At 63.2% G+C, this 24,567-nt stretch carries 27 protein-coding genes; 12 read left to right on the plus strand and 15 right to left on the minus strand.

Annotated features, from left to right (window positions below):
• Positions 1 to 2: 2 nt before the first annotated feature.
• From phnK to phnC, 9 genes are all read right to left on the minus strand, one after another.
• A complete protein-coding gene (gene phnK, locus HR9077_RS20245) occupies positions 3 to 809 on the minus strand; it encodes a phosphonate C-P lyase system protein PhnK (RefSeq protein ID WP_136069106.1) in 807 nt (268 codons plus the stop codon).
• On the minus strand, positions 806 to 1,639 hold the full coding sequence (locus HR9077_RS20250; protein ID WP_136069107.1) for an alpha-D-ribose 1-methylphosphonate 5-phosphate C-P-lyase PhnJ: 834 nt from the start codon (positions 1,637 to 1,639) through the stop codon (positions 806 to 808). The genes phnK and HR9077_RS20250 overlap by 4 nt, the downstream gene beginning before the upstream one ends.
• Positions 1,636 to 2,733 (minus strand): carbon-phosphorus lyase complex subunit PhnI, encoded by a 1,098-nt coding sequence (locus HR9077_RS20255; RefSeq protein ID WP_136069108.1) that lies wholly within the window; start codon positions 2,731 to 2,733, stop codon positions 1,636 to 1,638. The genes HR9077_RS20250 and HR9077_RS20255 overlap by 4 nt, the downstream gene beginning before the upstream one ends.
• Positions 2,718 to 3,335, minus strand: coding sequence for a phosphonate C-P lyase system protein PhnH (phnH, locus tag HR9077_RS20260; RefSeq protein ID WP_136069109.1), 618 nt, complete (start codon positions 3,333 to 3,335; stop codon positions 2,718 to 2,720). The genes HR9077_RS20255 and phnH overlap by 16 nt, the downstream gene beginning before the upstream one ends.
• Positions 3,332 to 3,763, minus strand: a complete 432-nt coding sequence (gene phnG, locus HR9077_RS20265) for a phosphonate C-P lyase system protein PhnG (protein WP_136069110.1) — start codon at positions 3,761 to 3,763, stop codon at positions 3,332 to 3,334. The genes phnH and phnG overlap by 4 nt, the downstream gene beginning before the upstream one ends.
• Entirely contained in the window at positions 3,760 to 4,497 is a 738-nt protein-coding gene (gene phnF, locus HR9077_RS20270; RefSeq protein WP_136069111.1) for a phosphonate metabolism transcriptional regulator PhnF, read from the minus strand. The genes phnG and phnF overlap by 4 nt, the downstream gene beginning before the upstream one ends.
• Positions 4,498 to 4,526: 29 nt before the next feature.
• The gene (phnE, locus tag HR9077_RS20275; protein WP_136069112.1) at positions 4,527 to 5,321 is read right to left on the minus strand and encodes a phosphonate ABC transporter, permease protein PhnE; all 795 of its coding nucleotides are present in this window, start codon (positions 5,319 to 5,321) and stop codon (positions 4,527 to 4,529) included.
• A gap of 48 nt (positions 5,322 to 5,369) precedes the next feature.
• Positions 5,370 to 6,401 carry a phosphonate ABC transporter substrate-binding protein gene (phnD, locus tag HR9077_RS20280; protein WP_136069113.1) on the minus strand — a complete coding sequence of 344 codons (1,032 nt, stop codon included), beginning with the start codon at positions 6,399 to 6,401 and terminating at the stop codon, positions 5,370 to 5,372.
• Positions 6,402 to 6,474: 73 nt separating this feature from the next.
• On the minus strand, positions 6,475 to 7,305 hold the full coding sequence (gene phnC / locus HR9077_RS20285; RefSeq protein WP_136069114.1) for a phosphonate ABC transporter ATP-binding protein: 831 nt from the start codon (positions 7,303 to 7,305) through the stop codon (positions 6,475 to 6,477).
• Positions 7,306 to 7,692: 387 nt separating this feature from the next.
• Here phnC and HR9077_RS20290 point away from each other — a divergent pair, with 387 nt between their 5' ends.
• On the plus strand, positions 7,693 to 8,541 hold the full coding sequence (locus HR9077_RS20290) for a putative RNA methyltransferase (RefSeq protein ID WP_136069115.1): 849 nt from the start codon (positions 7,693 to 7,695) through the stop codon (positions 8,539 to 8,541).
• A 215-nt stretch (positions 8,542 to 8,756) separates the two neighbouring features.
• Here HR9077_RS20290 and HR9077_RS20295 read toward each other — a convergent pair whose 3' ends face one another.
• Both HR9077_RS20295 and HR9077_RS20300 read right to left on the minus strand, forming a co-directional pair.
• A complete protein-coding gene (locus HR9077_RS20295; protein WP_136069116.1) occupies positions 8,757 to 9,458 on the minus strand; it encodes a GntR family transcriptional regulator in 702 nt (233 codons plus the stop codon).
• 59 nt (positions 9,459 to 9,517) lie between these two features.
• Entirely contained in the window at positions 9,518 to 11,317 is a 1,800-nt protein-coding gene (locus tag HR9077_RS20300) for an IlvD/Edd family dehydratase (RefSeq protein ID WP_136069117.1), read from the minus strand.
• Between the two features lie 195 nt (positions 11,318 to 11,512).
• Here HR9077_RS20300 and HR9077_RS20305 point away from each other — a divergent pair, with 195 nt between their 5' ends.
• The 9 genes from HR9077_RS20305 (at position 11,513) to HR9077_RS20345 (ending at position 20,474) form a co-directional block, all read left to right on the plus strand.
• Positions 11,513 to 12,484: a tripartite tricarboxylate transporter substrate binding protein gene (locus tag HR9077_RS20305; protein WP_136069118.1), complete on the plus strand. Its 972-nt coding sequence runs from the start codon at positions 11,513 to 11,515 to the stop codon at positions 12,482 to 12,484.
• Between the two features lie 46 nt (positions 12,485 to 12,530).
• Positions 12,531 to 13,037 (plus strand): tripartite tricarboxylate transporter TctB family protein, encoded by a 507-nt coding sequence (locus HR9077_RS20310; RefSeq protein WP_136069119.1) that lies wholly within the window; start codon positions 12,531 to 12,533, stop codon positions 13,035 to 13,037.
• 102 nt (positions 13,038 to 13,139) lie between these two features.
• Positions 13,140 to 14,645, plus strand: coding sequence for a tripartite tricarboxylate transporter permease (locus HR9077_RS20315; RefSeq protein WP_136069120.1), 1,506 nt, complete (start codon positions 13,140 to 13,142; stop codon positions 14,643 to 14,645).
• A 24-nt stretch (positions 14,646 to 14,669) separates the two neighbouring features.
• Positions 14,670 to 15,791 carry a mandelate racemase/muconate lactonizing enzyme family protein gene (locus HR9077_RS20320; RefSeq protein WP_136069121.1) on the plus strand — a complete coding sequence of 374 codons (1,122 nt, stop codon included), beginning with the start codon at positions 14,670 to 14,672 and terminating at the stop codon, positions 15,789 to 15,791.
• Positions 15,792 to 15,816: 25 nt separating this feature from the next.
• A complete protein-coding gene (locus HR9077_RS20325; RefSeq protein WP_136069122.1) occupies positions 15,817 to 16,746 on the plus strand; it encodes a dihydrodipicolinate synthase family protein in 930 nt (309 codons plus the stop codon).
• Entirely contained in the window at positions 16,739 to 17,755 is a 1,017-nt protein-coding gene (locus HR9077_RS20330) for a 2-hydroxyacid dehydrogenase (protein ID WP_136069123.1), read from the plus strand. Before HR9077_RS20325 ends, HR9077_RS20330 begins: the two co-directional genes overlap by 8 nt.
• Entirely contained in the window at positions 17,755 to 18,912 is a 1,158-nt protein-coding gene (locus tag HR9077_RS20335; RefSeq protein WP_244613387.1) for an alpha-hydroxy acid oxidase, read from the plus strand. The genes HR9077_RS20330 and HR9077_RS20335 overlap by 1 nt, the downstream gene beginning before the upstream one ends.
• 82 nt (positions 18,913 to 18,994) lie before the next feature.
• The gene (locus HR9077_RS20340) at positions 18,995 to 19,444 is read left to right on the plus strand and encodes an Rrf2 family transcriptional regulator (RefSeq protein WP_348532939.1); all 450 of its coding nucleotides are present in this window, start codon (positions 18,995 to 18,997) and stop codon (positions 19,442 to 19,444) included.
• Positions 19,445 to 19,571: 127 nt separating this feature from the next.
• Positions 19,572 to 20,474, plus strand: a complete 903-nt coding sequence (locus HR9077_RS20345) for an NAD(P)/FAD-dependent oxidoreductase (RefSeq protein ID WP_136069227.1) — start codon at positions 19,572 to 19,574, stop codon at positions 20,472 to 20,474.
• 355 nt (positions 20,475 to 20,829) lie between these two features.
• Here HR9077_RS20345 and HR9077_RS20350 read toward each other — a convergent pair whose 3' ends face one another.
• On the minus strand, positions 20,830 to 21,453 hold the full coding sequence (locus HR9077_RS20350) for an MSMEG_1061 family FMN-dependent PPOX-type flavoprotein (protein WP_136069126.1): 624 nt from the start codon (positions 21,451 to 21,453) through the stop codon (positions 20,830 to 20,832).
• Between the two features lie 91 nt (positions 21,454 to 21,544).
• Between HR9077_RS20350 and HR9077_RS20355 the strand changes: the two genes are divergently transcribed.
• A complete protein-coding gene (locus HR9077_RS20355; RefSeq protein ID WP_136069127.1) occupies positions 21,545 to 22,318 on the plus strand; it encodes an AraC family transcriptional regulator in 774 nt (257 codons plus the stop codon).
• Positions 22,319 to 22,586: 268 nt separating this feature from the next.
• A complete protein-coding gene (locus tag HR9077_RS20360; protein ID WP_136069128.1) occupies positions 22,587 to 23,477 on the plus strand; it encodes a DMT family transporter in 891 nt (296 codons plus the stop codon).
• Between the two features lie 63 nt (positions 23,478 to 23,540).
• Here HR9077_RS20360 and HR9077_RS20365 read toward each other — a convergent pair whose 3' ends face one another.
• The 3 genes from HR9077_RS20365 to HR9077_RS20375 all read right to left on the minus strand — a co-directional run bounded on the left by HR9077_RS20365 (position 23,541) and on the right by HR9077_RS20375 (position 24,530).
• Entirely contained in the window at positions 23,541 to 23,738 is a 198-nt protein-coding gene (locus HR9077_RS20365) for a LysR substrate-binding domain-containing protein (protein ID WP_244613389.1), read from the minus strand.
• Positions 23,739 to 23,843: 105 nt separating this feature from the next.
• A complete protein-coding gene (locus HR9077_RS22400) occupies positions 23,844 to 24,071 on the minus strand; it encodes an RES family NAD+ phosphorylase (protein ID WP_348532941.1) in 228 nt (75 codons plus the stop codon).
• 39 nt (positions 24,072 to 24,110) lie between these two features.
• Positions 24,111 to 24,530: a DUF2384 domain-containing protein gene (locus HR9077_RS20375; protein ID WP_136069130.1), complete on the minus strand. Its 420-nt coding sequence runs from the start codon at positions 24,528 to 24,530 to the stop codon at positions 24,111 to 24,113.
• Positions 24,531 to 24,567 lie beyond the last annotated feature (37 nt).

Below are 24,567 nucleotides of genomic sequence, written 5' to 3' on the forward strand. Positions count from 1 at the left end.
CCTCAGGGGGTCAGCACCGACGACACCAGCAACTGCGTATAGGCATGCTGCGGGTCGTCGAGAATCTGATCGGTCAGGCCGGCTTCCACCACCCGGCTGCGGCGCATCACCAGCAGGCGATGCGAGAGCAGGCGCGCCACGGCGAGATCGTGGGTGACCAGCACCACCGACAGGCCGAGCTGGCGTACCAGGGTGCGGATCATGTCGAGCAGGCGTGCCTGCACGGAGACGTCGAGTCCGCCGGTGGGCTCGTCCATGAACACCAGTCGCGGTCGGGTGACCAGGGTGCGGGCGATCTGCAGGCGCTGCTGCATGCCGCCCGAGAAGGTGTGCGGCGCGTCGTCGATGCGCGCGGGGTCGAGCTCGACCTGACCCATCCAGTCCTGGCCGGTGACACGCAACTGCCCGTAGTGACGCTGGCCCAGGGCCATCAGGCGCTCGCCGATATTGGCGCCGGCGGACACGTCCATGCGCAGGCCGTCGCGGGGATTCTGCTGGATCAGTCCCCACTCCAGGCGCAGCAGCGCGCGGCGGCGCGCCTCGCTGATCGCGTAGAGGTCCAGCGTGTCGTCGTTCTCGGGGTAGTAGGTCACATGGCCGGTATCGGGGGCTTCCAGGCCGGCCAGCACCCGCAGCAGCGTCGACTTGCCGGAGCCGGACTCGCCGACGATGCCCAGCACTTCCCCGGCATGCAGGCGAAAATCGATCGCCTGGCAGCCCTTGTCGGGGCCATAGAGCCGGCTGACGTCGTGCACATCCAGCAGGGCGGGACGCTCCAGGTCGGGCCTGGAAAGAACGGAACGCTTCATGCCACCTCCCCGCGGCGTGTCAGGCAGTGATCGGTATCGGAACAGACGAACATGCGGCTGCCGGCATCGTCGGTGATGACCTCGTCGAGGAAGCTGGTTTCGCTGCCGCACAGCGCGCAGCACTCGTTCCAGGACTGGATCTCGAAGGGGTGGTCCTCGAAGTCGAGGCTTTCCACCCGGGTATGGGGCGGAATGGCGTAGAGTCGCTTCTCGCGGCCGGCACCGAACAGCATCAGGGCCTCGTTCATGTGCAGCTTGGGGTTGTCGAACTTGGGGATGGGCGAGGGGTCCATCACGTAGCGATCGTCGACCTTGACCGGGTAGGCATAGGTGGTGGCGATATGACCGTAGCGGGCGATGTCCTCGTAGAGCTTGACGTGCATCACCCCGTACTCCTCGAGGGCATGCATGAGCCGGGTCTCCTGCTCGCTGGGTTCGATGAAGCGCAGCGGCTCGGGAATCGGCACCTGGAAGACCAGGATCTGGCCATGGCGCAGCGTCGCTTCGGGGATGCGGTGACGGGTCTGGATGACGTCGGCCTGTGCCGTCGCCGTGGTGGTCTCGACTCCGGCAACACGCTGGAAGAAGGCGCGGATGCTGACCGCGTTGGTGGTGTCGTCGGCGCCCTGGTCGATCACCTTGAGCACGTCGTCGCCGCCCAGGATGCTGGCGGTGAGCTGCATGCCGCCGGTGCCCCAGCCGTAGGGCATGGGCATCTCGCGGCCGCCGAAGGGTACCTGATAGCCGGGGATCGCCACCGCCTTGAGCAGCGCGCGGCGGATCATGCGCTTGGTCTGTTCGTCCAGGTAGGCGAAGTTGTAGCCGTTCACTGGCTATCCTCCTCGTCGGGTGCCGCTTTCTGGCCTTCCGCATGGGCACGTCGCAGCCGGCGCAGCAGCTCCAGTTCGGATTGAAAATCGACGTAGTGCGGCAGCTTGAGGTGCGAGACGAAGCCCGAGGCCTCCACGCTGTCGGCATGGGCAAGCACGAACTCGGCCTGCTGGGCCGGGCTGCCGATGGGTTCGCCGAGTTCCTCGGCACGCAGGGCGCGATCGACCAGTGCCATGGCCATGGTCTTGCGTTCGTTGTGGCCGAAGGCCAGCCCGTAGCCACGCGTGAACTGGGGCGCGGCCTCGCGGGAGCCGCCGAACTGGTTGATCATCTGGCACTCGCTGACCGGGATTTCGCCGATGCAGACGCACTCGCCGAGTTCCTCGACGAAGATCTCGACCTCCACCTGGCCGAGGCGGATCTCGCCGGCGAAGGGATGGTTGCGCCCATAGCCGCGCTGGGTGGAATAGGCCAGCGAGAGCAGGTAGCCCTCGTCGCCACGCGCCAGCATCTGCAGGCGGGTGGCACGGTCGAGGGGGTAATCCGGCGGGTCGCGGGTGATGTCGCCGGGCTCGAGGCCGTCATCGGTTTCCTGCTCGATCAGCCCTTCGGCATCGAGCAGTTCGAGGATCTGCGGGCAGTGTTCCAGCGCCTGTTCGGCACGTGCCGGCGTCGCTACCTCGCCCTCGGCCAGTTGCATGAAATCCAGCAGTCGGTGGGTATAGTCGTAGGTCGGGCCGAGGATCTGGCCGCCGGGAATATCCTTGTAGGTGGCGCTGATCCGGCGCTCGACGCGCATCGCGCTGGTATCGAGCGGTTCGCTCACCGCCAGCCGCGGCAGGGTGGTGCGATAGGCGCGCAGCAGGAACACCGCCTCGATGGTGTCGCCACTGGCCTGCTTGAGTGCCAGGGCGGCGAGCTCCGGGTCGAACAGCGAGGCCTCGCTCATCACGCGGTCGATGGCCAGGCGAAGCTGCTGCTGGATCTGCGCGACCGACAGTTCTGCCAGGTCACGATCGCCACGCCGGCGATCGGCGAGCGACCGATGGGCATTGGCGATCGCCTTTTCGCCGCCTTTCACTGCGACATACATGGGCGATCCTCCGTCAGGCGTTTTTCGATCCGGGTACTGCGGGGAATGGCCGTCAGCCGGGTGTCACAGGTCAGCAGGGCATCGAGGCCCCGGGGAAACCGGGTGCGATTGCGCGCCAGGCATTCCATCAAGGCCTCGTCATCGCCGACATCGAGCCGGCGCCATCCGGGAATGCCGGGGCCGCTGAGCTGCCACGGGCCGTGATCCGCCAGGCGGTCGAGCGCGACAAGCAGGGTCGTGCTGCGGTCGGGATACTCGTCGCTGCCGGTGGCGAAGGCGATGCCTTCGACCAGGGCGGTGGGCGTGACCAGGGCGAAGTCGGCGCTGGCCGGGTCGTCGGTCAGGCGACAGCCGGCATGGAAGGCGAGCGCTTCGCGCAGCGCCGGCGAGTCGAGCTCGCGAGCGATCCAGACGCGGGTGTCGAGATCGCACAGCGTGAGCATCGCGCCCCACAGTGCGGCGCCGATCGGGCCATCTTCCGGCGGGGCGGCGACGTCCAGGAGGTGCAGCGTGCCGGGTTCCGACATCGCTTGGAGAAGCTGGCGGAACAGCCGCTGGCTATCGTGTACGGGATCGTTCAGGCCGGGCCAGAGCATGCTCATTCCCCCCTTACCATGGTGAAGAAATCCACGCGGGTCGCGGCGGCGGTGCGTGAGGCCTCGGCGTGGCGGTTGGCGATTTCGTCGGCGAGCGGGGCGATGAGTTCGCCGTCGATTCGCTCGCGAAGGTCCTCCTGTTGCGCGCAGGCGTCGATGAGTGCGATCAGCTCGGCGTGGCGCAGGTCGCGACCGCGCACCCAGCCGTGCCCCAGGGCACCGTCCTCCAGCGTCACGCTGGCGCGGGTCAGGGTCATCTCCCCCAGGTTGAAGGCATTGCCGGTGGCGCCCACGCGCCCGCGGACCATGGCCATGCCGATTTCCGGACCGCGTACGCAGCGATGGGGTCGGGCGATGCCGAGCGCGCTCCAGCGGGGCTCCAGACGCTCGCGGGGTGTCAGCGACAGTACCCGCTGACGTTGGGATCGAGTCATTGAGAGACCTCGTCGATGTCGTTGAAATCGATGTGATAGGCGAGTCGGTCGGCGCGGGCCCGGCCGACCGAAATTTCCACCAGCGTGCCCTCGGCATCGACGTTGTCGCTGGCGAGTTGCAGAAGCGGGGCGTTGAGCGGGCAGTGCAGCAGGCGTGTATCGTCGCGGTTGGCACGGTCGGCCTCGATTCGCACACGGCGGCGATACAGGCGCAGGTCGTAGTGCTGCTTGAGCAGCGTCCGGGTCGAGCCGCCGCGGTAACGGTGCGTCCAGTCCGGCAGGCGGCGATCGTCGAACCAGTGGCGCAGCAACAGCACGGGCGAATCGTCGACATGGCGCAGGGTGTCCACGCACAGCAGCGGTTCGTCGGGACGCCGGCCGAAGCGCTGGGCGATGGCCTCGGGGGGCACGCACAGGCCCTGCTTCAGGCACTGGGTTCGCGTGGCGATGCCCTGTTCGGCGAGATTCTGGGTGACCTTGCTGCCGGCATTGACGGCGTAGTCGAGCCGACGGTCGACGACCTGGGTGCCACGACCCTGATGGCGGGTCACCATGCCCGCGGCGACCAGTTCGTCCAGCGCCCGGCGAACGGTATGGCGATTGACGTCGAAGCGCCTGGCCAGCGCCGCCTCTGCGGGCAGCAGGTCGCCGGGCCGATAGCTGGCGCGGACCTCGCGCGCCAGGGTGTCGGCGAGGGTGCGGTAACGCGGTGCCTGGGTGAGTTGTCTAGACATGTTGCTCCCTGAAAAAGCGCGGCCGACGTTCAGATGAAGCGCTTGCGCACGGTCTGTGAAGCCATGTCCAGCACCGTCACGGCGACGATGATCACCAGCATGATCGTGGCGGTCTCGGTGTACTGGAAACCGCGCATGGTTTCCCACAGCGACACGCCGATGCCGCCGGCACCGACCATGCCGAGCACCGTGGCCGAGCGGATGTTCGACTCGAAGCGGTAGAGGCTGACCGATATCCACAGCGGCAGGACCTGGGGGATCAGGCCGAAGACGATCTCCTCGATCCGGCCGGCACCGGTCACCCGGATGCCCTCCATGGGGCCGGCCTCGGTGGCCTCGACGGCCTCGGAGAACAGCTTGGCGAGCACGCCGGTGGTGTGGACGAAAAGCGCCAGCGTGCCGGCGAACGGGCCGAGCCCGACGGCGACCACGAACAGCATGGCGAAGACCAGTTCATTGATGGCGCGGCAGGCATCCATCAGCCGGCGCATTGGCTGGTAGACCCACCAGGGCACGAGGTTGTCGGAGGACAGCAGGCTGCACGGGACGGCAAACACGATGGCCAGCAGCGTGCCCCAGATGGCGATCTGTATGGTGACCAGCATCTGGTCGATGTAGTAGCCGAGGTTGGCGAAGCTGGGCGGCACGAAGTCGTTGGCCAGCGTGGCCATGTTGCCGGCGTTCTCGATCAGCAGCCCCGGCTGCATCTCGGTGCCTTGCCACGCCCAGCCGAGCACGGCCAGGGCAATGCCCCAACCGGCCAGGTTGAGCCAGCTGCGCTTGCCCGGGGTGCTGGCGGTCATCGAAGGTGTCTGGCTGTTCATGAGGGCTCCGGGCGAAGGGCGCGTGGCCCTTCGCATCGCTCGCTGGGGTTACTGGGTCGCCATGGCCGTGGTGTTTTCGCCGGCTTGCTGTTTTGCGGCTTCGCGGGCCTGCAGGCGTTCGTCGAGTGACGCCAGCTCGGCATCCAGTTCGGCGAGGCGGGCCTGCCTGTCGTCGGCGTCCAGCGAATCATCCGCGGCCACCTGGGCGCGCTGCTTGAACAGTTCCAGTTGGCGGATCGGCAGCAACTGATCGTTATCGGACGGATCGAAGTGCGACCACTGCAGCGGGGCGAGCTTCTCCTGCTCTGCCGGTGTGTCGCCGTAGGCCATGAAGAATTCGCGCATGCGGGTCTTCAGGTCCTCGGGCAGATCCTTGCGCCAGACCAGCGGATCGGATGGAATCAACGGGGATTTCCAGATTACCTTGAGCTGCTCGGCCTTTTCGGGATGCGCCATCTCGAGGCGCTCCATGCTTTCGGTGTTGAACGTGGCGACGTCGACCTGCTTGTTGGCCACCGACAGCGCGTTGGTCTCGTGGTTGGAGTTCAGGGTGCGCTTGAAGGCCCGGGTCGGGTCGACGCCATTCTTGGCGAAGATGTAGTAGCCGGGTACCAGGTACCCCGAGGTCGAGTTGGGATCGCCATTGCCGAAGGTCAGCTCGGAGGCATTGGCGAGAATCTCGTCGACGCTGTCGTAGGGGCTGTCCTGGTGGACGATCATCAGGCTCCAGTAGCCTGGCTGGCCGTTTTCCGGCACGGTCTGGGCGAAGATCTCGCCGTTGGCACGGTCGACCGCTTCCATGGCGGACTTGTTGCCATACCAGGCCAGGTCGATCTTGTCGAAGCGCATGGCCTGGATCACCGCGGCGTAGTCGGTGGCGAAGAACGGCTTGACCTCGACGCCGAGCGCTTCGGACATGTCGGCCAGGAACGGCTTCCACAGCGGTGCCTGGTTCTGGCTCGATTCCGTGGAGATGATGCCGAAATTGAGCGTGTCGTCGGCAGCCAGGGCCTGCTGGCCGATCAGGCCAAGGCCGGCTATCAGGGGAAGGGCCATACGGCCAAGGGAACGCATCTTCATGTTCGGACTCCGGGGTCGGGGGTGGCGAAGTGTGAGTTCGGGGTGAATGGCCGGGCAGGCCGTGGCATGACGCCTAGCTCGCAGCGGCGCGCAGCGTTGCTGGCTGCACGGGCGTGGCCGATGGCCGGTGGAGCGCGTTAAGCCCTGCGTTTTCGTAGAGCGTCTGCAGGCGGGCGTCGGTGAGCTGGGCGATCGGGCCGTCGTAGTAAAGGCGGCCCTGCATGAGAGCGATCGCTCGCTGGCAATATTCGCGGGCGTACTCGACCTGATGCAGGGTAATCACGACGGTGCGACCGTCTTCTTCATTGATGCGCTTGAGCATGTCCATGACTTCTCGCGCGCTGCGCGGGTCGAGGGAAGCGATCGGCTCGTCGGCGAGAATCAGCTCGGCTTCCTGCATCAGGGCGCGGGCGATGGCGACGCGCTGCATCTGACCGCCCGAGAGGGTATTGGCGCGCTGGCCGGCGAGCTCCTCGAGGCCGACACGCTTCAGGGCACGCAGGGCCATGGCTCGCTCCTCGACCGAGAATCGACCCAGCAAAGCCCGCCAGCGCGGCATGCGACCCAGGCGACCCACCAGCACGTTGGTCAGGACACTGAGGCGCCCGGCGAGGTTGAACTGTTGAAAGATATACCCGGTGCGGCAGCGTTCGGCGCGGCTGGCGCGAACGAGCTTTCCGCCGCGCTGAATGTCGCGCCCCAGTACGTGAATGCAGCTCTCGCCCTGTCGGTTGGCACGCGTGAGCCCGACCAGATGACGCATCAGGGTGGATTTGCCCGATCCGGACGGCCCGATGAGTGCCACCCGCTCGCCCTGACGAATCTCGAAGCCGACATCCTGCAGGACCGGGTGATGGCCGAACGTCTTGCTGAGCTGTTGTACTGCGATGGTGATCAGCGACATAACGCCTCCTTGATCTGTCAGGCGCTAGTCTGGCGGCGTTATATGAAGAGGGGTTGTCTAGACAATTTCGGTTTGATGAAAAGATGGAGGGCGATTACGTCGAGCCAGTGGCGGCCCCGATTTCATGGGTAATGAAAATAACGGGTTACGGAAAATGTTATAAACTTGTTATCCAACTGAAAGCGTCGCGTCATAACCGGGCCGCTGCGAAGCGGTGTCGTGACATTGCCTCCCTCCCGGATCGTCACGCATCACCCGAGCAGCTTGCCACGTCGAGTTCAATAGCGAGTGATCGGGAAGATGAGGGCCCCGGCTGCTGTGGTAGGCTGGTTTCATGTCAGCCACGCCGTATCCACCGACCCTCCAGACAAGTGCGCTTGAGCGACCATGAGCATGACGCCTTTTCAGGCGCTGGCCTGTCCCCTGGACGGCGAGCCCCTGCAGAAAAATGACACCTCCTGGCGGTGTGCCAGTGGCCACAGTTTCGATATCGCTCGCCAGGGCTACGTGCATCTGCTGCCGGTGCAGAACAAGCGCTCGCGGGACCCGGGCGACAGCAAGGAGATGGTGGCGGCGCGTCAGCGCTTTCTGAATGCCGGCCATTACCGGCCGATCGCCGAGGCGGTCAGCCGGGCCGCGCTGGCGGGGCTGCCGACCGATGCCACGGCCCACTGCCTCGATGCCGGTTGCGGGGAGGGCTATTACCTGCGCGAACTGGCCGATGCCGCCGGCGAGCAACCGCTGGCACTGCTGGGGCTGGACATCTCCAAGTGGGCAGTGCTTGCCGCCGCGAAGCAGGACAAGCGCGCCAGCTGGGTGGTGGGCAGCAACGCCAGGCTGCCCGTGCAGCCGGGCACGCTCGACCGGCTGCTGTGTCTGTTCGGTTTCCCCGTGCACGGCGAATTCACCCGGGCGCTGAAGCCGGGCGGCCAATTGCTGCAGGTCGATGCCGGGCCAGATCACCTGCGTGAACTGCGCGAGATCATCTACCCGACCCTGAAACCTGAACGCACGAGCGAGACGGCCGCGCCGGAAGGCTTTACGCCGCTGGCCACCGAGACGATCCGCTATTCATTGGCACTCAGCGGTGCGCAACCGATCGCCGATCTATTGGCGATGACGCCGCATCTCCATCGCGCCAGTCACGAGGGCCGGGAAAGGGCGGCGTCCCTGGAGTCGCTGACGGTCGGCGTGGACGTGCGCCTGAAGCGTTTCGTGCGCGATGCGGCGGACTGATCGCCGCCATGGCTGGTCATGGCGTGGCGCCGGGACCAAGCCGGCCTGGCGAGCGAAGTCGTTCTCCCGCTCGAAGCCGGTCAGTGTGCGCTGACCGGGATCGTCGGTCGTGGTGGACCGCTCCGGAGCCGGGCTTTGATATGCCCGCTCGGGGAAATAGGCCTGCTTCGGACCGATAGCGATGCCCACGTTGCTGATGAGTTCATGACCGATCGTCATGAATAAGTGTGTTGGTAAAGTTCCAAGTAGCGATTTTTGGAGGGTAGCAGGTGCTGGCGGCACAGCTCGGCCAAGCGTTGGCGGTCTTCGTCACGAATGGCGTCGATCATGGCTTGATGCTCGTCGCGGGCCTGGACCAGGGAGTCGCGGTCGGTGATGGCGATAAAGCGGATGCCATGGGCCTTCTGAGCGAATTCGTTGATGGTGGCGTAGAGGTAAGCGTTTCCACAGACCCGGAACAGGGTGCGGTGGAAGGCGATGTTCATATGAAATACCTGTCGTAGGTCGTGGGCATCCACGGCCTCGCTGTGGCGTCGATGGACCGCTTCCAGTTCTGCAAGCCATTCAGGGGGAGCCGGTAGGGGGAGCGCGTTTACCGCGGCCAGCTCGAGGATCTCGCGCATGGCGTAGATATCCTCGACCTCTTCCGGCGGGTAGCTCCTGACGAACGCGCCACGGTTTTTGATGCGTTCGGTCAGGCCGATGCTGTCGAGTTGGAAGAGGGCCTGGCGGACGACATGCCGTTTGCAGTCGAAGCGCTCCATCATGGCCTCCTCGACGAGCCGCTCACGTGGGTGCAGGCGGCCGAGTACAATGTCCTCTTCTACTGCGGCCACGATGTCATCGACACCGTTTGCGGGTGCAGAGGCTTGGGTTTCGGCGTCGTCTGAGGTGAACGGCTGTACGGTTCGGCTCATTATCGCTTTCTCACCATTCATTGCAGGACGGAGGAAAGGAAAGTGTATCAAGCTCGCCTTCAGGCTTCATGCTGCCTCGGTACCCGGCAGGTGGGTTCCGGGCGGCAGGCGCGGAAGTCACAGCCCTGCTCGGCTTGAAGGATCTGCTCCATGAACAGGCGTCGATAGCCCAGCAGTGGAGTGCCACTCTCCTCGGCCTGAAAAGCCTGGCGTCGTGAGTCGAGTTCCGCCTCGTCCACCTCCAGGTCTAAACGGTTGTTGGCGACGTCCAGCGAAATGAAATCTCCGTTGCGCACCAATCCCAGCGGGCCGCCCTCGTAGGATTCCGGGGAGACGTGGAGCACGATGGTGCCTGCCGCCGTGCCGCTCATGCGCCCGTCCGAGATGCGCACCATATCCTTGACACCCTGGGCGGCGAGCTTCTTGGGTATCGGTATGTAGCCCGCCTCGGGCATGCCCGGCGCTCCTTTTGGCCCGATGTTTTGCAACACCAGCACATCGTCGGCCTGTACATCCAGGGCCGGGTCATCGATACGCTTGGCCAGATCCTCCAGCCCGGTGAACACCACGGCGCGGCCGCGGTGTGTCATCAGCTCGGCCGAGGCAGCCGACTGCTTGATGATGGCGCCGGCAGGGGCCAGGTTGCCACGCAATACGGCGATACCGCCCTGGGCGTAGATGGGATCCTTCCTGGGGCGCACGACTTTCTGATCGATGAGATGCACGGCGGCATCGATGTTCTCACCCAGGGTGAGGCCGTTGATGGTCTTGGCTTCCAGATGCAGCAGCGGTTTTAGCTCGCGCAGCAGGGTGGGCAGGCCGCCGGCTCGGTGCAGATCCTCCATGTAACCCTCTCCCGAGGGTTTGAGATCCATCAGTACGGGGGTCTCCTGGCTCATGCGATCGAACGCTTCAAGGTCGATATCGATGCCCAGGCGACCCGCAATGGCGGTCAGGTGAATCAGGGCATTGGTTGAACCTCCCAGCGCAAGCAGTACGCGCAAGGCGTTTTCGAAGGCCTCGGGCGTGAGGATCTGGTCAGGAGTAATGCCGGCATGGGCGAGTGCCACGGCCCGGGCCCCGGACTGCTCGGCGATGCGTTGACGGTCGGCATAGACGGCCGGCGCGGTGGCACTGTTGGGCAGCATCATGCCCAGGGTCTCGGCAAGGCAGGCCATGGTGCTGGCGGTGCCCATCACCGAGCAGGTGCCCACTGTGGGGACCAGTTTGTCGTTGACTTCATTGATCTCCGTCTTATCGATGTCCTTACCACGATAGGCGGCCCAGTAGCGGCGGCAGTCGGTGCAGGCGCCGACACGCGTACCACGGTGCGAACCAGCGAGCATGGGGCCGGTGACCACCTGTACCGTCGGGACACCGGCGCTGGCGGCGGCCATCAACTGGGCGGGGACGGTCTTGTCGCAGCCGCCGATCAGCACCACGGCATCCATAGGCTGGGCACGGATCATCTCTTCGGTATCCAGCGCCATGAGATTGCGCAGGTACATGCTGGTGGGGTTTGCGAAGGACTCGTGAAGGGTAATGGTGGGAAAGTCGACCGGCAGACCGCCGGCGAGCATTACGCCGCGCTTTACGCTCTCGACAAGCCCAGGGACGTTGCCGTGACAGGCGTTGTAGCCGCTGTAGGTGTTGGCGATGCCAATGACCGGGCGGGAAAGGGCGTCGTCGGTGTAGCCCATGCCCTTGATGAAGGCCTTGCGCAGGAATAGCGAGAATTCCGAGTCGCCATAGTTGGTCAAGCGGTTGGACATGCCCAATGTACGCTTGTCGGCCGGCTCCTGACGTTCGTTGTCTTCGCCGTTGCTACCGTTGTTGCCGTTATGAAAGTCCTGGCTCATCGCGGTTTCCTCTGTCTTGTTCGCGGCTTGTCGGAGGGCCCGTTGACACGGTTCTTGAACGCTAGGCTAGGCTGTTCAGAGATAATTGACAAGATTATTGACAATCTTGTTGATGACGAACTACGTTGGATCGTGCAAGCACGACTTGCGCGCCAATGTGCAGCACAACGACAAACAGCACTTGAGGTAATAACGATGAAAATGCGTGGAGCTTACGCCGCTACCCTGCTATCTACCCTGATGCTTTCCGGAGCCGCTCAGGCGGAGTATTCGGCAGCCGACGAGATCAAGGTGCTTCAAGGGTTCAAGGCGGGTGGAGGCAGCGATGCCTTGGCTCAGTTGACCCAGCCGTTCTTGCGGGAATCGCTGGGCGTAGAGTTCATCAATGAGTATCTACCCGGGGCCACCGGGGCCATCGCCTGGACCCGCCTCACCAAGCAGTCGCCTGTCGATGGCAGCGTCGTCAGCATCACCAACACCCCGATGTTGATGACGAACTACATCATGAACGACTCGATCCATTACTCGATCGACGAGCTGACACCGATCGCCAACGTGGTGACCGACCCGGGCATTATCGTGGTGCCGAAAGACAGCCCTTATAAGACCGTGGAGGACTTCTTCGCCGCAGCCAAGGAACGCCCAGGTGAAATTACGGTAGGCAACTCGGGTGTCGGCGGGGATGACTTCTTCTCCACCATCATGATCGAGAAAGCGACCGGCCTTTCCTTCCAGAAAGTACCATTCCAGGGCGATGGGCCTTCGGCCACGGCGGCCTTGGGCGGCAAGATCGATGCCAGCTTCAATAACCTCGGCAACGTCTACGGGCACATCAAATCGGGTAGCTTGAGGCCGTTGGCGGTGTTTACCCGCGAGCGTCTGGATATCCTTCCTGACGTGCCCACCGTGATGGAGAAAGACATCGACGTAGTGGCGGGCTCTTCGCGCGGGTATAGCGCACCGGCGGGCATCCCGGATGAGGCTCGCAAGGAGCTTATCGCTGCCTTCGAGGCCCTCAAGGAGAACGAAGACTTCAAGAAGACTGCTCAGGAACGTGCCATGAATCTCGACATCCAGACCGGCGACGACTACGGCCAGATGATGCAGGAGATGGAAGGGCAGTTCGAAGATATCTGGGCCGATGTCAAGGATGAGGTCAACCAGTAAGGCACTGGGCTAGCAGCGGAATACGGCGATCGACAAGGGGTGTGAGATGAATGTAAGCCGTCTGGTTCTGGGAGTATTCGCCATTGGCTTGGCAGCGACCTTCTATGTCACTGCGCTGGGTTACCCCGATAAGGCGGCGAACATGCCCCTGATCTATTCGGTGGTCGTGGCCCTGCTGGGAACGGCCATGGTGGGCCAAGAGTTGTTCAGCACCATGCGTCGCCGCCAGATGTCGGCCAATGGGACAGCGCCTTCCATCCCCGATGATGTCACCCCGGAGGAGACAACCGTCAGCGGGCGGGCCGATCGAAGCAAGCCATGGAAGGCTATGCTGGCCTTCCTGCTGGCCGCGCTCTACCTCTACAGCATTTCGATATTGGGGTATCTGGTCGCCACTGTTGGCTTCATGGTCGTGGCCCTGGCGATGATCGGACACGTCTCCTGGCGCTTCGCAGCAATAGGCATCGTGCTGCTGGTCACGGTGGTGTGCGCGGTTTTCATCGGCTTTCTGGGCCTGCCGGTGCCGCTACTGCCGCCAATGCTTTCCTTGTAACGACAAACTTGGCATGCCTTCTTCCCTGCTTCGCGTTGCCTGGACAGGGCGTCGCAGTGGTTGGGAGCGTATGTCTGACGCCGGCTCCTGGAGTCTAGCCATATGGATAACCTCGTTCTGGTGGGCCTGACCAACGTCATTACGTTCACCAATATCTCCCTGATACTAGGCGGCACCTTGCTGGGTCTGTTCGTGGGAGCCATGCCAGGGCTCTCTGCGACTATGGCACTGGCGCTATTGCTACCTTTGACCTTCGGCATGGATCCCGCTACGGGGCTAAGCATGTTGGCCGCGCTTTATGTGGGGGCTTCTTATGGTGGTTCGATCGCCGCCATTCTACTGCGCACACCTGGCACGCCTTCGGCCGCGGCTACGGTGCTCGATGGCTTTCCTCTGTCGCAACAGGGCCAGGCCGGGAGGGCGTTAGGGGTCTCGCTCTTTTCATCCTTTATCGGTGGCCTGATGAGCGGCATCGCGCTGCTCACCGCGGCGCCGTTGCTTGGGGTGCTGGTGCTCAAGTTCGGCCCGATAGAGCTGTTCGCGATCGCTGTTTTGGGCATCACCATCATTGGCTCTCTCTCCCAGGGCTCGGTAGTCAGTGGCCTGCTCTCCGGTACCTTGGGGTTACTGGTGAGCACGGTAGGCATGGATCTAATCACCGGAACGCCACGAATGACCTTCGGCATCATCAACCTGTTCTCGGGCATCGAATTTACCGTAGCGCTGATCGGCCTGTTCTCGATCCCCCAGGCGCTGATACTGATCGAGAATGCCCATGGTCCCCAGAAGGTTGCAAGCAAGATTACCGACAGGTTAGTTCCGCCATTCGCCGAGATTCGCCGCTTGCTACCCAATATTTTCCGCTCCGGCGGTATTGGCATCATCACCGGCCTTATTCCGGGAACCGGCGGCGATACTGCCAGTTGGTTCGCCTATAACGAGGCCAAGCGATTCGCCAAGGATAAGAGCCGCTTCGGCAAGGGCGACATCGCCGGGGTGGCGGCTCCTGAATCGGCCAACAATGCGGTGGTGGGGGGTGCCTTGATACCCACCATTGCCCTGGGCATCCCTGGCAGTTCCTCTACCGCGATCCTGTTGGGTGCGCTGATGGTACAGGGAATCCTGCCGGGGCCTAACTTGCTAACGGACTATGGCGATGTCACCTACACCCTGATTTGGGCGGTGATTTTCGCCAACGTTGGCCTACTGCTGGTGGGGCTGCTGTTCACCCGGCTATGTGTAAGCGTAACGCGGGTGCCTGATAGTTTCGTGGCCTGCTCCATCATCACGCTGTGCGTGATCGGCGCCTTTGCCATCAACAACAGCCTGTTCGAGGTTGGGTTGATGCTGGGGTTCGGACTGTTCGGTTACTGGATGAACAAGGCCGGCGTATCGCCGGCGCCAATGGTGATCGGGCTGATTCTGGGGCCGGTCATGGAGACCAGTTTCCAGCAATCGATGCTGATCGGTCAGAACAATCTCAGCATCTTCCTGACCAGCCCGATCGCCGTAGTGCTGCTGTGCATTGCGGTCTTTTCGGTGCTGCAGGCCACGCCATTTTTCCGCTGGTTGCGAGTCGCGCTGCGCGCGCGTACTCAGGCGGAGTGATCGCCCCCATACGAGGATTTCAGCATGACAACGATAACCGAGGTGCGTGCCCGGACGGTCAATGTGCCGCTGGACAATCCCACAAGCTTTTCCAATCGTCAGGTTCTCAAGCGCGATTACGTGTTGGTCGAAGTGGCGGGCGATGACGGGCATGTGGGCATCGGCTTCTGCTATGGCGGCAACAATGCCGGTTCGCTGGTGGCGAATGCGGTGAGGGAGCTGCTGCGTCCGGTGCTGGTAGGGGCGGACGCCCATACCACCGAGGCGCTATGGCAGGCGATGTATCAGGAATCGCTGCTGCACGGCCGCTGCGGTTCGGTGATGCGGGCGATCAGTATCCTGGATACCGCGTTGTGGGATCGTAACGCCCGAGCGGCGAACCTGCCGCTCTACAAGTATCTGGGTGCCAGCAATACGCACAGCGTGCCGGCTTATGCCAGTGGAGGCTACTACCTGGATGGCAAGTCGCCCGAGATGCTCGGTGAGGAGATGGCCGGCTACGTGGCAAAGGGCTTTGCGGCGGTAAAGATGAAGGTAGGGCGCGAGGACCTGGCCGGTGAGGAGGCACGACTGGCGGCGGTGCGCGAGGCGGTGGGTCCCAACGTGCAGGTGATGCTCGATGCCAACAATGCCTGGCGGGATCTGCCTTCGGCGCTGGTCTTCATGCGCATGGCCGAACCCTATGATCCGTTCTGGATCGAGGAGCCGTTCAGTCCCGATGACACCGACAACCATCGTCGCCTGGCGGAGCGCACACCGGTGCCGGTGGCCACCGGTGAAATCGAGGCTGGACGCTGGCGCTTCAAGGAGCTGCTCGACAAGGAAGCGGCCATGATCCTGCAGACCGATGCGGCGGTGTGCGGAGGCATCACTGAGTTTCGGCGTATTGCCGCAACGGCGGCCAGTTTCGGTGTGGACATTTATCCGCACTGGTTCCACGACCTGCATGTTCATCTGGTGGCCTCGGCGCCCAACGTGAACATGGTGGAGTTCTTTGCCGACGACCAAGTGCTCAACTTCCGACGCCTGGTGGATACACAACTGGAGTTCGCAGACGGGCACCTGATACTGCCCACCACCCCGGGGCTCGGCTTCGGCTTCGATCAGGCTGCGCTGGAGCGTTACGCCATCGAACCTTGGCACTAACGACCTTACAACAAGGAGGAATGTCATGTCCCAATCGCGTGGAGACGTCTGGTCACCAGTTATTACGCCCTTCGGCGCCGACTTGGCGCCGAACTCCCAGCGTTTTGTATCGCACTGCCAATGGCTGGCCTCGAACGGAGTCGGGCTGGCAGTGTTCGGCACCAACTCCGAGGCCAACTCAATGACGGTGGCCGAGAAAAAGGGGCTGCTGGAAGCTCTGATGGAGGGTGGTGTCGATCCCTCCAGGGTGATGCCCGGCACCGGTAACTGCGCGATCGGTGACTGTGTGTCGCTGACCCGCGAGGCGGTGGCGGCAGGCTGTGCCGGCGTGCTGATGTTGCCGCCGTTCTACTACAAGGGTGTCAGCGATGAAGGCCTGTTTCGCTACTACAGTGAAGTGATCAACCTTGTCGGAGATTCGCGCCTGCGGATCTATCTTTACCATATCCCGCCGGTCACTCAGGTGCCGCTTTCGCTCGAACTGATCGAACGGCTACGCGATGCTTTCCCAGGCATCATGGCCGGCATCAAGGACAGCGGCGGTGATTGGGCCCACACCCAAGCGCTGACCGAGCGCTTTGCCGGGCAGGATTTTGCCGTGTATGCGGGTAGCGAACGGTATCTGTTGAATACACTGCGGGCCGGCGGCGCTGGCTGCATCAGTGCCACTGCCAACGTCAATCCGGCGGCCATCGTTGAGTTGGCGCGGCATTGGCAGGAAAGCGATGCCGACGAGCGTCAGCAGCGCCTTAACGTGGTGCGAGACCTGTTTGAACAGTACCCCCTGATTCCTGCCATGAAAGCGGCGACGGCCCACTTTTCGGGAATGGACGATTGGCGGCGCTTACGCCCGCCCTTGGTAGAGCTGGAGGAGCAGCGTGCCTCTGAACTCGTGTCTTCGCTTAAAGCGACAGGTTTCCGGATGGAAGGCGTGGGTGAGGCGAGCCATGGCTGAGCAAACGAAAACGTGGCGTATTGTCGCCGTACGGCGGCTCAGTAAGGCCCACCTTGAGGCTCTTTCCGAGGTTGCCGAGGTCGACTACTTCGAGAATGTGGACGAATCAAATCGCGCTGATTTCATGGCAGCGCTTTCCAAGGCCCATGGCCTGATCGGGGGCAAGCTGGATCTTGATGAGGCGATGCTGGCCGAGGCGTCGGCACTGCAAGTAGTATCGACCATTTCGGTGGGCTATGACCACCTGCCTCTCAAGGCCATTAATCGACGTGGCATTTTACTTTGCAATACGCCAGATGTGCTTACTGAAACCACCGCCGACACGGCCTTCGCGCTGATCATGGCGACTCAGCGGCGGCTGGTGGAGCTGGCCAACCTGGTACGCGAAGGGGAGTGGAAAACGCATATCGGCCGCGAGCACTTCGGCGTCGACGTGCACGGCAAGACACTGGGCATCGTGGGAGCAGGACGTATCGGCGCGGCCATTGCCCGGCGTGGAGCGCTGGGTTTCGAGATGCCCATACTCTACACGGCCGCTTCATCCAAGCCGGCGCTTGAACGGGACCTGAGGGCGCAGCGGCGCGACCTCGATGGCCTGCTGGCTGAAGCGGATATCGTCTGCTTGAGCGTGCCCTACAACGACGCAACCCATCACCTGATTGATGCCGATGCCCTGGCGCGGATGAAGCCTTCCGCGGCACTGGTCAATGTAGCGAGAGGCAAGGTGGTCGACGAGCCGGCGCTGATCGAGGCTCTGTGCTGCGGTAGGATTCGTGCGGCAGGGCTCGATGTCTTTGCCGAGGAGCCGCTGCCGGCCGACTCGCCATTGGCGACCATGGACAATGTCGTGACCACGCCGCACATCGGCTCGGCGACCCATGAAACCCGCGAAGCCATGGCACAGCTGGCGGTCGATAACCTGGTGGGGGCATTGACCGGTAGCGGCCCGCTCAACGCCGTCAATGAGGATGTCTGGCGGCGGACTGTCGCTGAAGCCAAGGGGGTATGATGTCCCGTCGGCTGGAACAAATCCTGAGCCTCGACGATTTCGAGCGGGCTGCTCGACGGCATTTGCCACGGCCGCTCTTCGGTTACGTGGCCAGTGTGGCCGAGGATGGCGGTACCGCACGAGCCAGTCGTGAGTCCTTCGATAAGTACGCGTTTCTGCCGCGGGCACTGGTGAATGTCTCCGCAGTGTCCACCGAAACCGAGCTCTTCGGACAGCGCTATGCCTACCCTTTCGGCATCGCGCCCATGGGCATCAGTGCCCTGACGGCCTATCGCGGCGATCTTGTACTGGCGCGGGCGGCGGCCGATGCCGGGATCCCCATGATCGTTAGTGGCACCTCGCTGATTCCCATGGAGGCGCTGGTGGGGCCGGGCGGCTCGGACTGGTTCCAGGCCTACCTGCCCGGGAGCCCGGAAGGGATCGACGCCCTGCTGGCGCGCGTCGAGCGGGCCGGGTTCGGCAAGCTGGTAATCACCGTAGATTACGCCGTGCCGCCCAATCCCGAGAATCACCGGCGTGCCGGCTTCTCATCGCCGCTGAGGCCCAGTCTGCGCCTGGCCCGGGACGGCATGGTGCGACCGCGGTGGCTATTCGGGACCTTCCTGAGGACCTTGTGGCGTCATGGGGTACCGCACTTCGAGAACAACGCTGCGACACGCGGCGTGCCGGTGCTCGCAAAGAACGTCAATCGTGATTTCTCGGGCCGTCGCCATCTCGACTGGTCGACCCTTGAGCGGGTTCGGGCGCGCTGGAAGGGGGCCTTGGTGGTAAAGGGCATCCTGCACCCCGAGGATGCACGGCGTGCTGTGAACGCCGGGGCAGATGGCTTGATTGTCTCCAACCATGGGGGTCGTCAGCTCGATAACACCGTGGCACCGCTGACCATGCTGCCCGAGGTATTGGCGGCGGTAGATGGAGCCGTGCCGGTAATGATCGACGGTAGCTTTCGCCGCGGCAGCCAGGTGCTCAAGGCTCTTTCGTTGGGAGCCAGTTTCGTATTTCTGGGGCGGCCCTTTAACTACGCGGCCAGCATCGCGGGTGAATCGGGTGTGGATAGGGCCGTTTCGCTGCTTGGCGCCGAAATAGAACGCAACATGGCATTGTTGGGCGTAACAGGTGTGGAAGAATTGACTGCCGATCTGTTACGGCGACCTTGACCTATGCCCATCAAGAGATGGCCTCTGCTGTCACCGTATCGCCATGTTAATCTGCCCCTCCAGTTTTCGAATGACGAACGCCGTGAGAACCGATAGCCGTCTTTCCCGCATGCTTCACGTGCTGCTGCACATGGCACGCCAGGACCAGCCCATCAGTTCCGAGCAGATCGGGACGATGCTGGACACCAACGCCGCCGTGGTGCGGCGGACCCTGGCAGGACTGCGCAAGGCCGGCTACGTACGCGCCGAGAAGGGCCGCAACGGCGGCTGGCGGATCGGCTGCGACCTGAACCGCGTCACGCTGCTGGACGTGCACAACGCCGTTGGCGGGCCGCGCATCTTCGCCATCGGCACCGACCGCGAGAATCCCGATTGCGCGGTCGAGCAGGTGGTCAACGCGGTGATCTTCGACGCCATGCGCGAGGCGGAGGCGTTGCTGATCGCGCGCCTGGGGGCGGTCACGCTGGCCGAGCTGGCGAGTCAGTTCGACGAGATCGCCACGCGTAATGGCTATCGGTTTCCCGCTCACTGATCCTTCTACCTTACTCAAAACCGTCCCCCCTGCACCGCCCTGAAACGGCGCATTGACGTTTGTATCTTTTAATGTATCAATAAAAGATACATATTTATTTGAACGGATCGAGGGCGAGGTCATGATCATGACGTTCGATGCAGTGATTATCGGTGGCAGCTACGCGGGGATGACGGCGGGATTGCAGTTGGCGCGGGCGCGGCGGCGGGTTCTGGTCGTCGACGCCGGCGAGCCGCGCAATCGCTTCGCCTCCCACTCGCACGGCTTCCTGACCCAGGACGGCACGCCGCCGGCGGAAATTGCCGCCGAGGGGCGCAGTCAGTTGATGGAGTACGCGACGGTCGAGTGGCGCTCGGGGCGGGTGGAATCCGTCACCGGCGCGGCGGATGACTTCTCGGTGGCGCTGACCGAGGGCCACACGGTCAAGGCGCGGCGCGTCATCCTGGCGGCGGGGGTGAGCGATGAACTGCCGGATGTTCCCGGCCTGGCCGAGCAGTGGGGCCGGCGCGTCTTTCATTGCCCCTACTGTCACGGTTTCGAACTCGGACGGAGCGGCATCGGCGTGCTGGCGAGTTCCGAACTTTCGATGCATCACGGCCTGATGCTGCCGGACTGGGGCGAGACCACGCTGTTTCTCAATGATGCCTTCGAGCCCGATGCCGATCAGTTGACCCAACTGGGCGCGCGCGGCACGCGGATCGAGCGGGGCGTGGTGGAACGCCTCGCCGGACGGGACGAACCGAGCACGGGGCTCGAACTCGCGATGCGCGACGGCCGGGTCTTTGCGCTTTCCGGCCTGTTCGTGGCGCCGCGCATCCGGCTCGGTCCGCTGGTGACCCGGATCGGCTGCGAGCTGGAGGAGACGCCGATGGGCGAGGTGGTCAAGACCGATGCGATGCAGGCGACCTCGATTGCCGGCATCTTCGCCTGCGGCGATGTCGCCCGTGCGGCGGGCTCGGTCACCTTCGCCGTGGCGGATGGGGCGATGGCCGGGCTGGCGGCGCATCGCTCGCTGATGTTCGGATTGTAACTGGGGGAGGTGGCGGGTTACCTCGAGCGTGACGCAACGCCTCGCTGAACGAACGACCGTTTCCGGGAGGTGTGCCTGAATCGCTTCGTGCGTGATGCGGTATGATAAGCCGCAGGTCGTCGAGCTGTGCCGTAGTCAAGTCGTTTCCCAGGTTGAGGCTGCGTCATGCCCTTATGGCAGCAGGCCAAGGCAGTGATGCCGGGTACGGGGACGGCGCGCTCTTCCGCGAGCGCTTGGTGCTCAGTTGCGCGAACTGGCAGCAACTGGTGGAAGCGGATGAACCGAAAACCGGCGCTTGATGAAGCCGTCCGATTCAATGTCACGCCCCCCTTGGTGCATGGAGAAAGAAGGGGGCTCAGCCGTAGAGATCGTTCCGCATCGCGTGATCGTACTTCGCATCGATTGCATCGGCGATGGAAGCATCCTGCTTGGTCATGGCGGCCAGCATTTTCCCTGGCGTCGGTAGGCTCTTGCGGTCGATCAATGAAGCTGGGTTCCATAGTCGGGCCCGGTTCACCGCCTTTCCACAATGGAACAGCACTTCGTCCACCGTCACGACGATAGCGGTCTTGGGCGTCTTCGTCCCTTCCGCCAATTGGGTGCGAAGATCCACGTCATCAGTGATGCGGCCGTGTCCATTGATCCGCATGAAGACGTCAAGGCCTGGGAACAGGAACAGCATGCCCAAGCGGTCGTCTTCCCTCAGGTTTCGCATGGACTCGATGCGATTGTTGCCCGGCCAATCGGCAAAGGCGACCGTCTTTGGATCCAGCACCTTGACGAAACCCGGTGGGCCGCCGCGGGGCGAAGCATCCAGCCCCGTCTCGCAACCAGTGGCGAGGCAGAAGAAGGTCGCCTTTGCAAGATACTCGGCATGAAATGAGATGAGTTCCGGCATGACCGCCTTCTGGATGTGGTCCAGCGGCGGGTCATAAAGTCGGTCGAGATCAGGTGTGGAAAGGGGGCTCTGCTGGGTCATTTGCTGACTCCTATCTCCTGTTGCAAACATCCTAGCGGGTGACCGGAGGCGGCGCTAAGCTATGGCAGCCAATCAATAGCGAGATGATGCCATGGATGAAGAAAGGTTCGTCCTCGCCGTGAGTGATACTTGCGAACCGATCATCGTCGCCATCTATGAGACGCCGGCGGAGCATCGCGACATGGGCATGCACAGTCATCCGCGTGGCCAACTCTCCGGCCTGCGGCGGGGCCTGCTTACGATAGGCACGGAGGCTGGTGCTTGGGTCGTTCCCGCCGACCAAGCGGTCTGGCTCCCTCCCCATCAGCCGCATTATGGCTATACCCATGGCGCGGTGGAGAGCTGGAGCTGTTACATTGCCGAAACTGCCTGTTCGAAGCTGCCGGACCGACCCTGCACGATCAAGGCGTCGGGACTTTTGCGCGAGGCCGTGATCCGTGCTTCGCGTTGGCAGGGGCGGGAAATGGACGCGGGACAATGGCGACTCGCCATGGTTCTCCTCGACGAGCTTTGCGCCGCCCCCAGCGAACCCTTCAATCTACCGATGCCGAGCGATCCCCGCCTCGTCCTCATCGCGCGAGCCTTGCTTGACGATCCGGGCGATCGGCGCGGGATGGCCGCATGGGCAACATGGGCGGGGATATCGGAGCGCACAATGAGCCGCCGCTTCGTGGTAGAGACCGGTTACAGCTATACCGTCTGGCGGCAGCGGGCGCGATTGATGCGCGCGTTGGAGATGCTGGCCGAGGGCACCCCGGTCACGACCGTCGCTCTCGATCTCGGTTACGACAGTGTCAGCGCCTTCATTGCTTTGTTCAAGCGAATGCTAGGAGTGACGCCGGCAGTCTATTTCAGCACTGTCTAGAGATAAACCCAGTGCGTTGTTCAGTGGCAGCCGGATGGGGATATGGCATCCGCCGTGATCGTCTACCCCCGGTTACGGGGGAAGATGCCGAACAGATCCGCACCACGATGAGCATGAACGAGCATCGCGGCGGTGGTCAGCGGGTCGCCGACTGGCCTTAAGCTTATCGCTCCACTAACGTATCGGGCTCATCAGCGTTGGTGCAGCCATCCTTGAAGGCTTGTGTACACCGGCGCATCTCTCATGGCTTCTGCCAGGTGGCTTTCTCGTGCCCATTCGCGCCGTCATCTATCTGTGTGTGGTGATCCTGCTGTTCGCCGGCAATCTGCTGGTCGGCAAGCTGGTGACCGCCAGCTTGCCGCCGCTGACGCTGGCGCTGGGACGGATGCTGGTGGTCTTCGTCGTGGTGCTGGTCTGCTTCGGTCACGCCGCGTGGCGGCAGCGTCACGCCCTGCGACAACAGGCCAGGGCGTTGACGGTGATGGCCATCACAGGGATGGCGCTGTTCAACGCCACGCTCTACTCCGCGCTCGAGACGAGCGAAGCCACCAACGTGGCGGTGCTGGAGAGCATGATTCCGGCGGTGACGGCGCTGGTGATGGCGCTGTTCTTCCGCGAGCGCCTGGGTGGCCTCAAATGGACGGGTATCCTGATGTCCGCGTTCGGAGCGGCCTGGGTGGTGGCGGAGGGTAATCCGCTGGCGATCCTGCAGCGCCTTCAGGTCGGCGATGCCTTCGTGGTCGGGGCCATCGCTTCCTGGGTGCTCTACACGCTGGCGGTGCGCCAATGGCTGGGCCGCATTCCCTTCTATGCGTCGCTGGTGCCCATGACGGGGATCGCGGTGGCATTTCTAGCGCCGCTGGCGGTATTGGAGAATATGCTGCTGGATGCTTCGTGGCATCTCGATGGCCAGGCCCTGGCGGCGATGCTGTACCTGGGCCTCGGACCGTCGTTTGTCGCGCTGCTCTGCTACAACCGCGCGCTGCTGCTGGTCGGTCCGAGCCGTACCGCGACCTCGCTCAATCTGCTGCCGGTGGTGACGATGGTGCTCGGCTATGGACTGCTGGGTACGCCGATCACCCTCAGCCAGGTAGTGGGCGCGGCCGTGGTGATTGTCGGGGTCTCGCTGGTGACGCTCAATTTGCCCCGCGGTCGGTGAAGCAATCGCAGACGTCTCGGCGGATCGTCGCCTGGTTCGTGAGGTAGGTGTATCTCGCTTTGGCTAGATCGCTTGACGGCTATTGGCAAAGCGTTCGGCATAAAGATCGGCCAGCCAGTCGGCGAATACCCGCACCCGGGGCGAAAGCTGACGCCGGTGCGGGTAGACCAGATGGATCGGCAGCGTCGGCTTCTCCCATCTTTCCAGCACTTCCACCAGGTCGCCGTCGGCCAGCGCCTGCTCGAGATGAAAGCGGGGCACCTGAATCAGCTCGCAACCCTTGAGCGCGTTGGACGACGTAATTCTCGATGTCTTGCAGGTCTCAGGTGGAGATAGAGGACTGTGTGACAGGAAACGATGCCGCAGTTACGGCCAGGAAGTTTGGTCGACAGGCAACTGGCCGTCAGGGTCGTAAGCATCGAGCTTGTCCCGGTCGCCCAGTGCGTCGGTGTAGACCACAAGATTTACACCGCCCGGGTTGGCCATCGATGGAAACAGAATTCCGCTGGCGCCAGCCTCCATGGCCAGGTCGCCGAGCAACCAGCTGGGCGGCACCAGCCCCGCTGGTTGGCGCGATTGCCCAGCGGGGGACATGGACACGATAAGCCGGTTGGTCTGTCAGACTGGTAAGGATCATCCAGCCGCGCCCGCACCAATCGATTGGACGTAGCGCAATAGATCCTCTGTTCGGCCCTCACTGACCAACTGCTCAGGTGTCTTGTAGTCGAATGCGCTAACCGGCTCGTTGCGAAACCAGAACGCGGCATCATGAAAGCTGCCATTTATCTCGGCGGCGGCGCCCATGATGCGTACGGCGTCCCGTAGATAGGCTTGCAGCTTCTCGGCCCCTTGGGCACGGTTCACCGTTACGCGATGCACGTGAGCCCGGGCAGCCAGCGTCTGAACATCCATGCCCAGGGCAAGGCAGAACATCCTCGGACTGATGATGGGGCTCTTGGCGCGGCGTGCTCGGGCTTTCAAGTCAGCAATGAACTGGTCGAAGGTATCGGGAGCATCATAGTCAGACGGCTCGATGATTGCTTCAGCACTCATAGCCAAATCCCTCTACAGAAATGCAGCGTTTTTGCTA

Source organism: Modicisalibacter radicis (genome assembly GCF_900961225.1).
GTDB lineage: Bacteria > Pseudomonadota > Gammaproteobacteria > Pseudomonadales > Halomonadaceae > Modicisalibacter.

What these genes read in the sequence shown, in the direction of transcription:
- HR9077_RS20300 (WP_136069117.1), bottom strand. Translation starts at nt 11,317, where the DNA reads ATGAGCCAGGACTTTCATAACGGCAACAACGGTAGCAACGGCGAAGAC.
- HR9077_RS20355 (WP_136069127.1), top strand. Translation starts at nt 21,545, where the DNA reads ATGGATGAAGAAAGGTTCGTCCTCGCCGTGAGTGATACTTGCGAACCG.
- phnG (WP_136069110.1), bottom strand. Translation starts at nt 3,763, where the DNA reads ATGACTCGATCCCAACGTCAGCGGGTACTGTCGCTGACACCCCGCGAG.
- phnK (WP_136069106.1), bottom strand. Translation starts at nt 809, where the DNA reads ATGAAGCGTTCCGTTCTTTCCAGGCCCGACCTGGAGCGTCCCGCCCTG.
- phnE (WP_136069112.1), bottom strand. Translation starts at nt 5,321, where the DNA reads ATGAACAGCCAGACACCTTCGATGACCGCCAGCACCCCGGGCAAGCGC.
- HR9077_RS20290 (WP_136069115.1), top strand. Translation starts at nt 7,693, where the DNA reads ATGAGCATGACGCCTTTTCAGGCGCTGGCCTGTCCCCTGGACGGCGAG.
- HR9077_RS20375 (WP_136069130.1), bottom strand. Translation starts at nt 24,530, where the DNA reads ATGAGTGCTGAAGCAATCATCGAGCCGTCTGACTATGATGCTCCCGAT.
- HR9077_RS20350 (WP_136069126.1), bottom strand. Translation starts at nt 21,453, where the DNA reads ATGACCCAGCAGAGCCCCCTTTCCACACCTGATCTCGACCGACTTTAT.
- HR9077_RS20345 (WP_136069227.1), top strand. Translation starts at nt 19,572, where the DNA reads ATGACGTTCGATGCAGTGATTATCGGTGGCAGCTACGCGGGGATGACG.
- phnD (WP_136069113.1), bottom strand. Translation starts at nt 6,401, where the DNA reads ATGAAGATGCGTTCCCTTGGCCGTATGGCCCTTCCCCTGATAGCCGGC.
- HR9077_RS20325 (WP_136069122.1), top strand. Translation starts at nt 15,817, where the DNA reads ATGTCCCAATCGCGTGGAGACGTCTGGTCACCAGTTATTACGCCCTTC.
- phnC (WP_136069114.1), bottom strand. Translation starts at nt 7,305, where the DNA reads ATGTCGCTGATCACCATCGCAGTACAACAGCTCAGCAAGACGTTCGGC.
- HR9077_RS20335 (WP_244613387.1), top strand. Translation starts at nt 17,755, where the DNA reads ATGTCCCGTCGGCTGGAACAAATCCTGAGCCTCGACGATTTCGAGCGG.
- HR9077_RS20295 (WP_136069116.1), bottom strand. Translation starts at nt 9,458, where the DNA reads ATGAGCCGAACCGTACAGCCGTTCACCTCAGACGACGCCGAAACCCAA.
- HR9077_RS20255 (WP_136069108.1), bottom strand. Translation starts at nt 2,733, where the DNA reads ATGTATGTCGCAGTGAAAGGCGGCGAAAAGGCGATCGCCAATGCCCAT.
- HR9077_RS20305 (WP_136069118.1), top strand. Translation starts at nt 11,513, where the DNA reads ATGAAAATGCGTGGAGCTTACGCCGCTACCCTGCTATCTACCCTGATG.
- HR9077_RS20330 (WP_136069123.1), top strand. Translation starts at nt 16,739, where the DNA reads ATGGCTGAGCAAACGAAAACGTGGCGTATTGTCGCCGTACGGCGGCTC.
- HR9077_RS20320 (WP_136069121.1), top strand. Translation starts at nt 14,670, where the DNA reads ATGACAACGATAACCGAGGTGCGTGCCCGGACGGTCAATGTGCCGCTG.
- HR9077_RS20310 (WP_136069119.1), top strand. Translation starts at nt 12,531, where the DNA reads ATGAATGTAAGCCGTCTGGTTCTGGGAGTATTCGCCATTGGCTTGGCA.
- phnH (WP_136069109.1), bottom strand. Translation starts at nt 3,335, where the DNA reads ATGAGCATGCTCTGGCCCGGCCTGAACGATCCCGTACACGATAGCCAG.
- HR9077_RS20315 (WP_136069120.1), top strand. Translation starts at nt 13,140, where the DNA reads ATGGATAACCTCGTTCTGGTGGGCCTGACCAACGTCATTACGTTCACC.
- HR9077_RS22400 (WP_348532941.1), bottom strand. Translation starts at nt 24,071, where the DNA reads ATGTCCCCCGCTGGGCAATCGCGCCAACCAGCGGGGCTGGTGCCGCCC.
- phnF (WP_136069111.1), bottom strand. Translation starts at nt 4,497, where the DNA reads ATGTCTAGACAACTCACCCAGGCACCGCGTTACCGCACCCTCGCCGAC.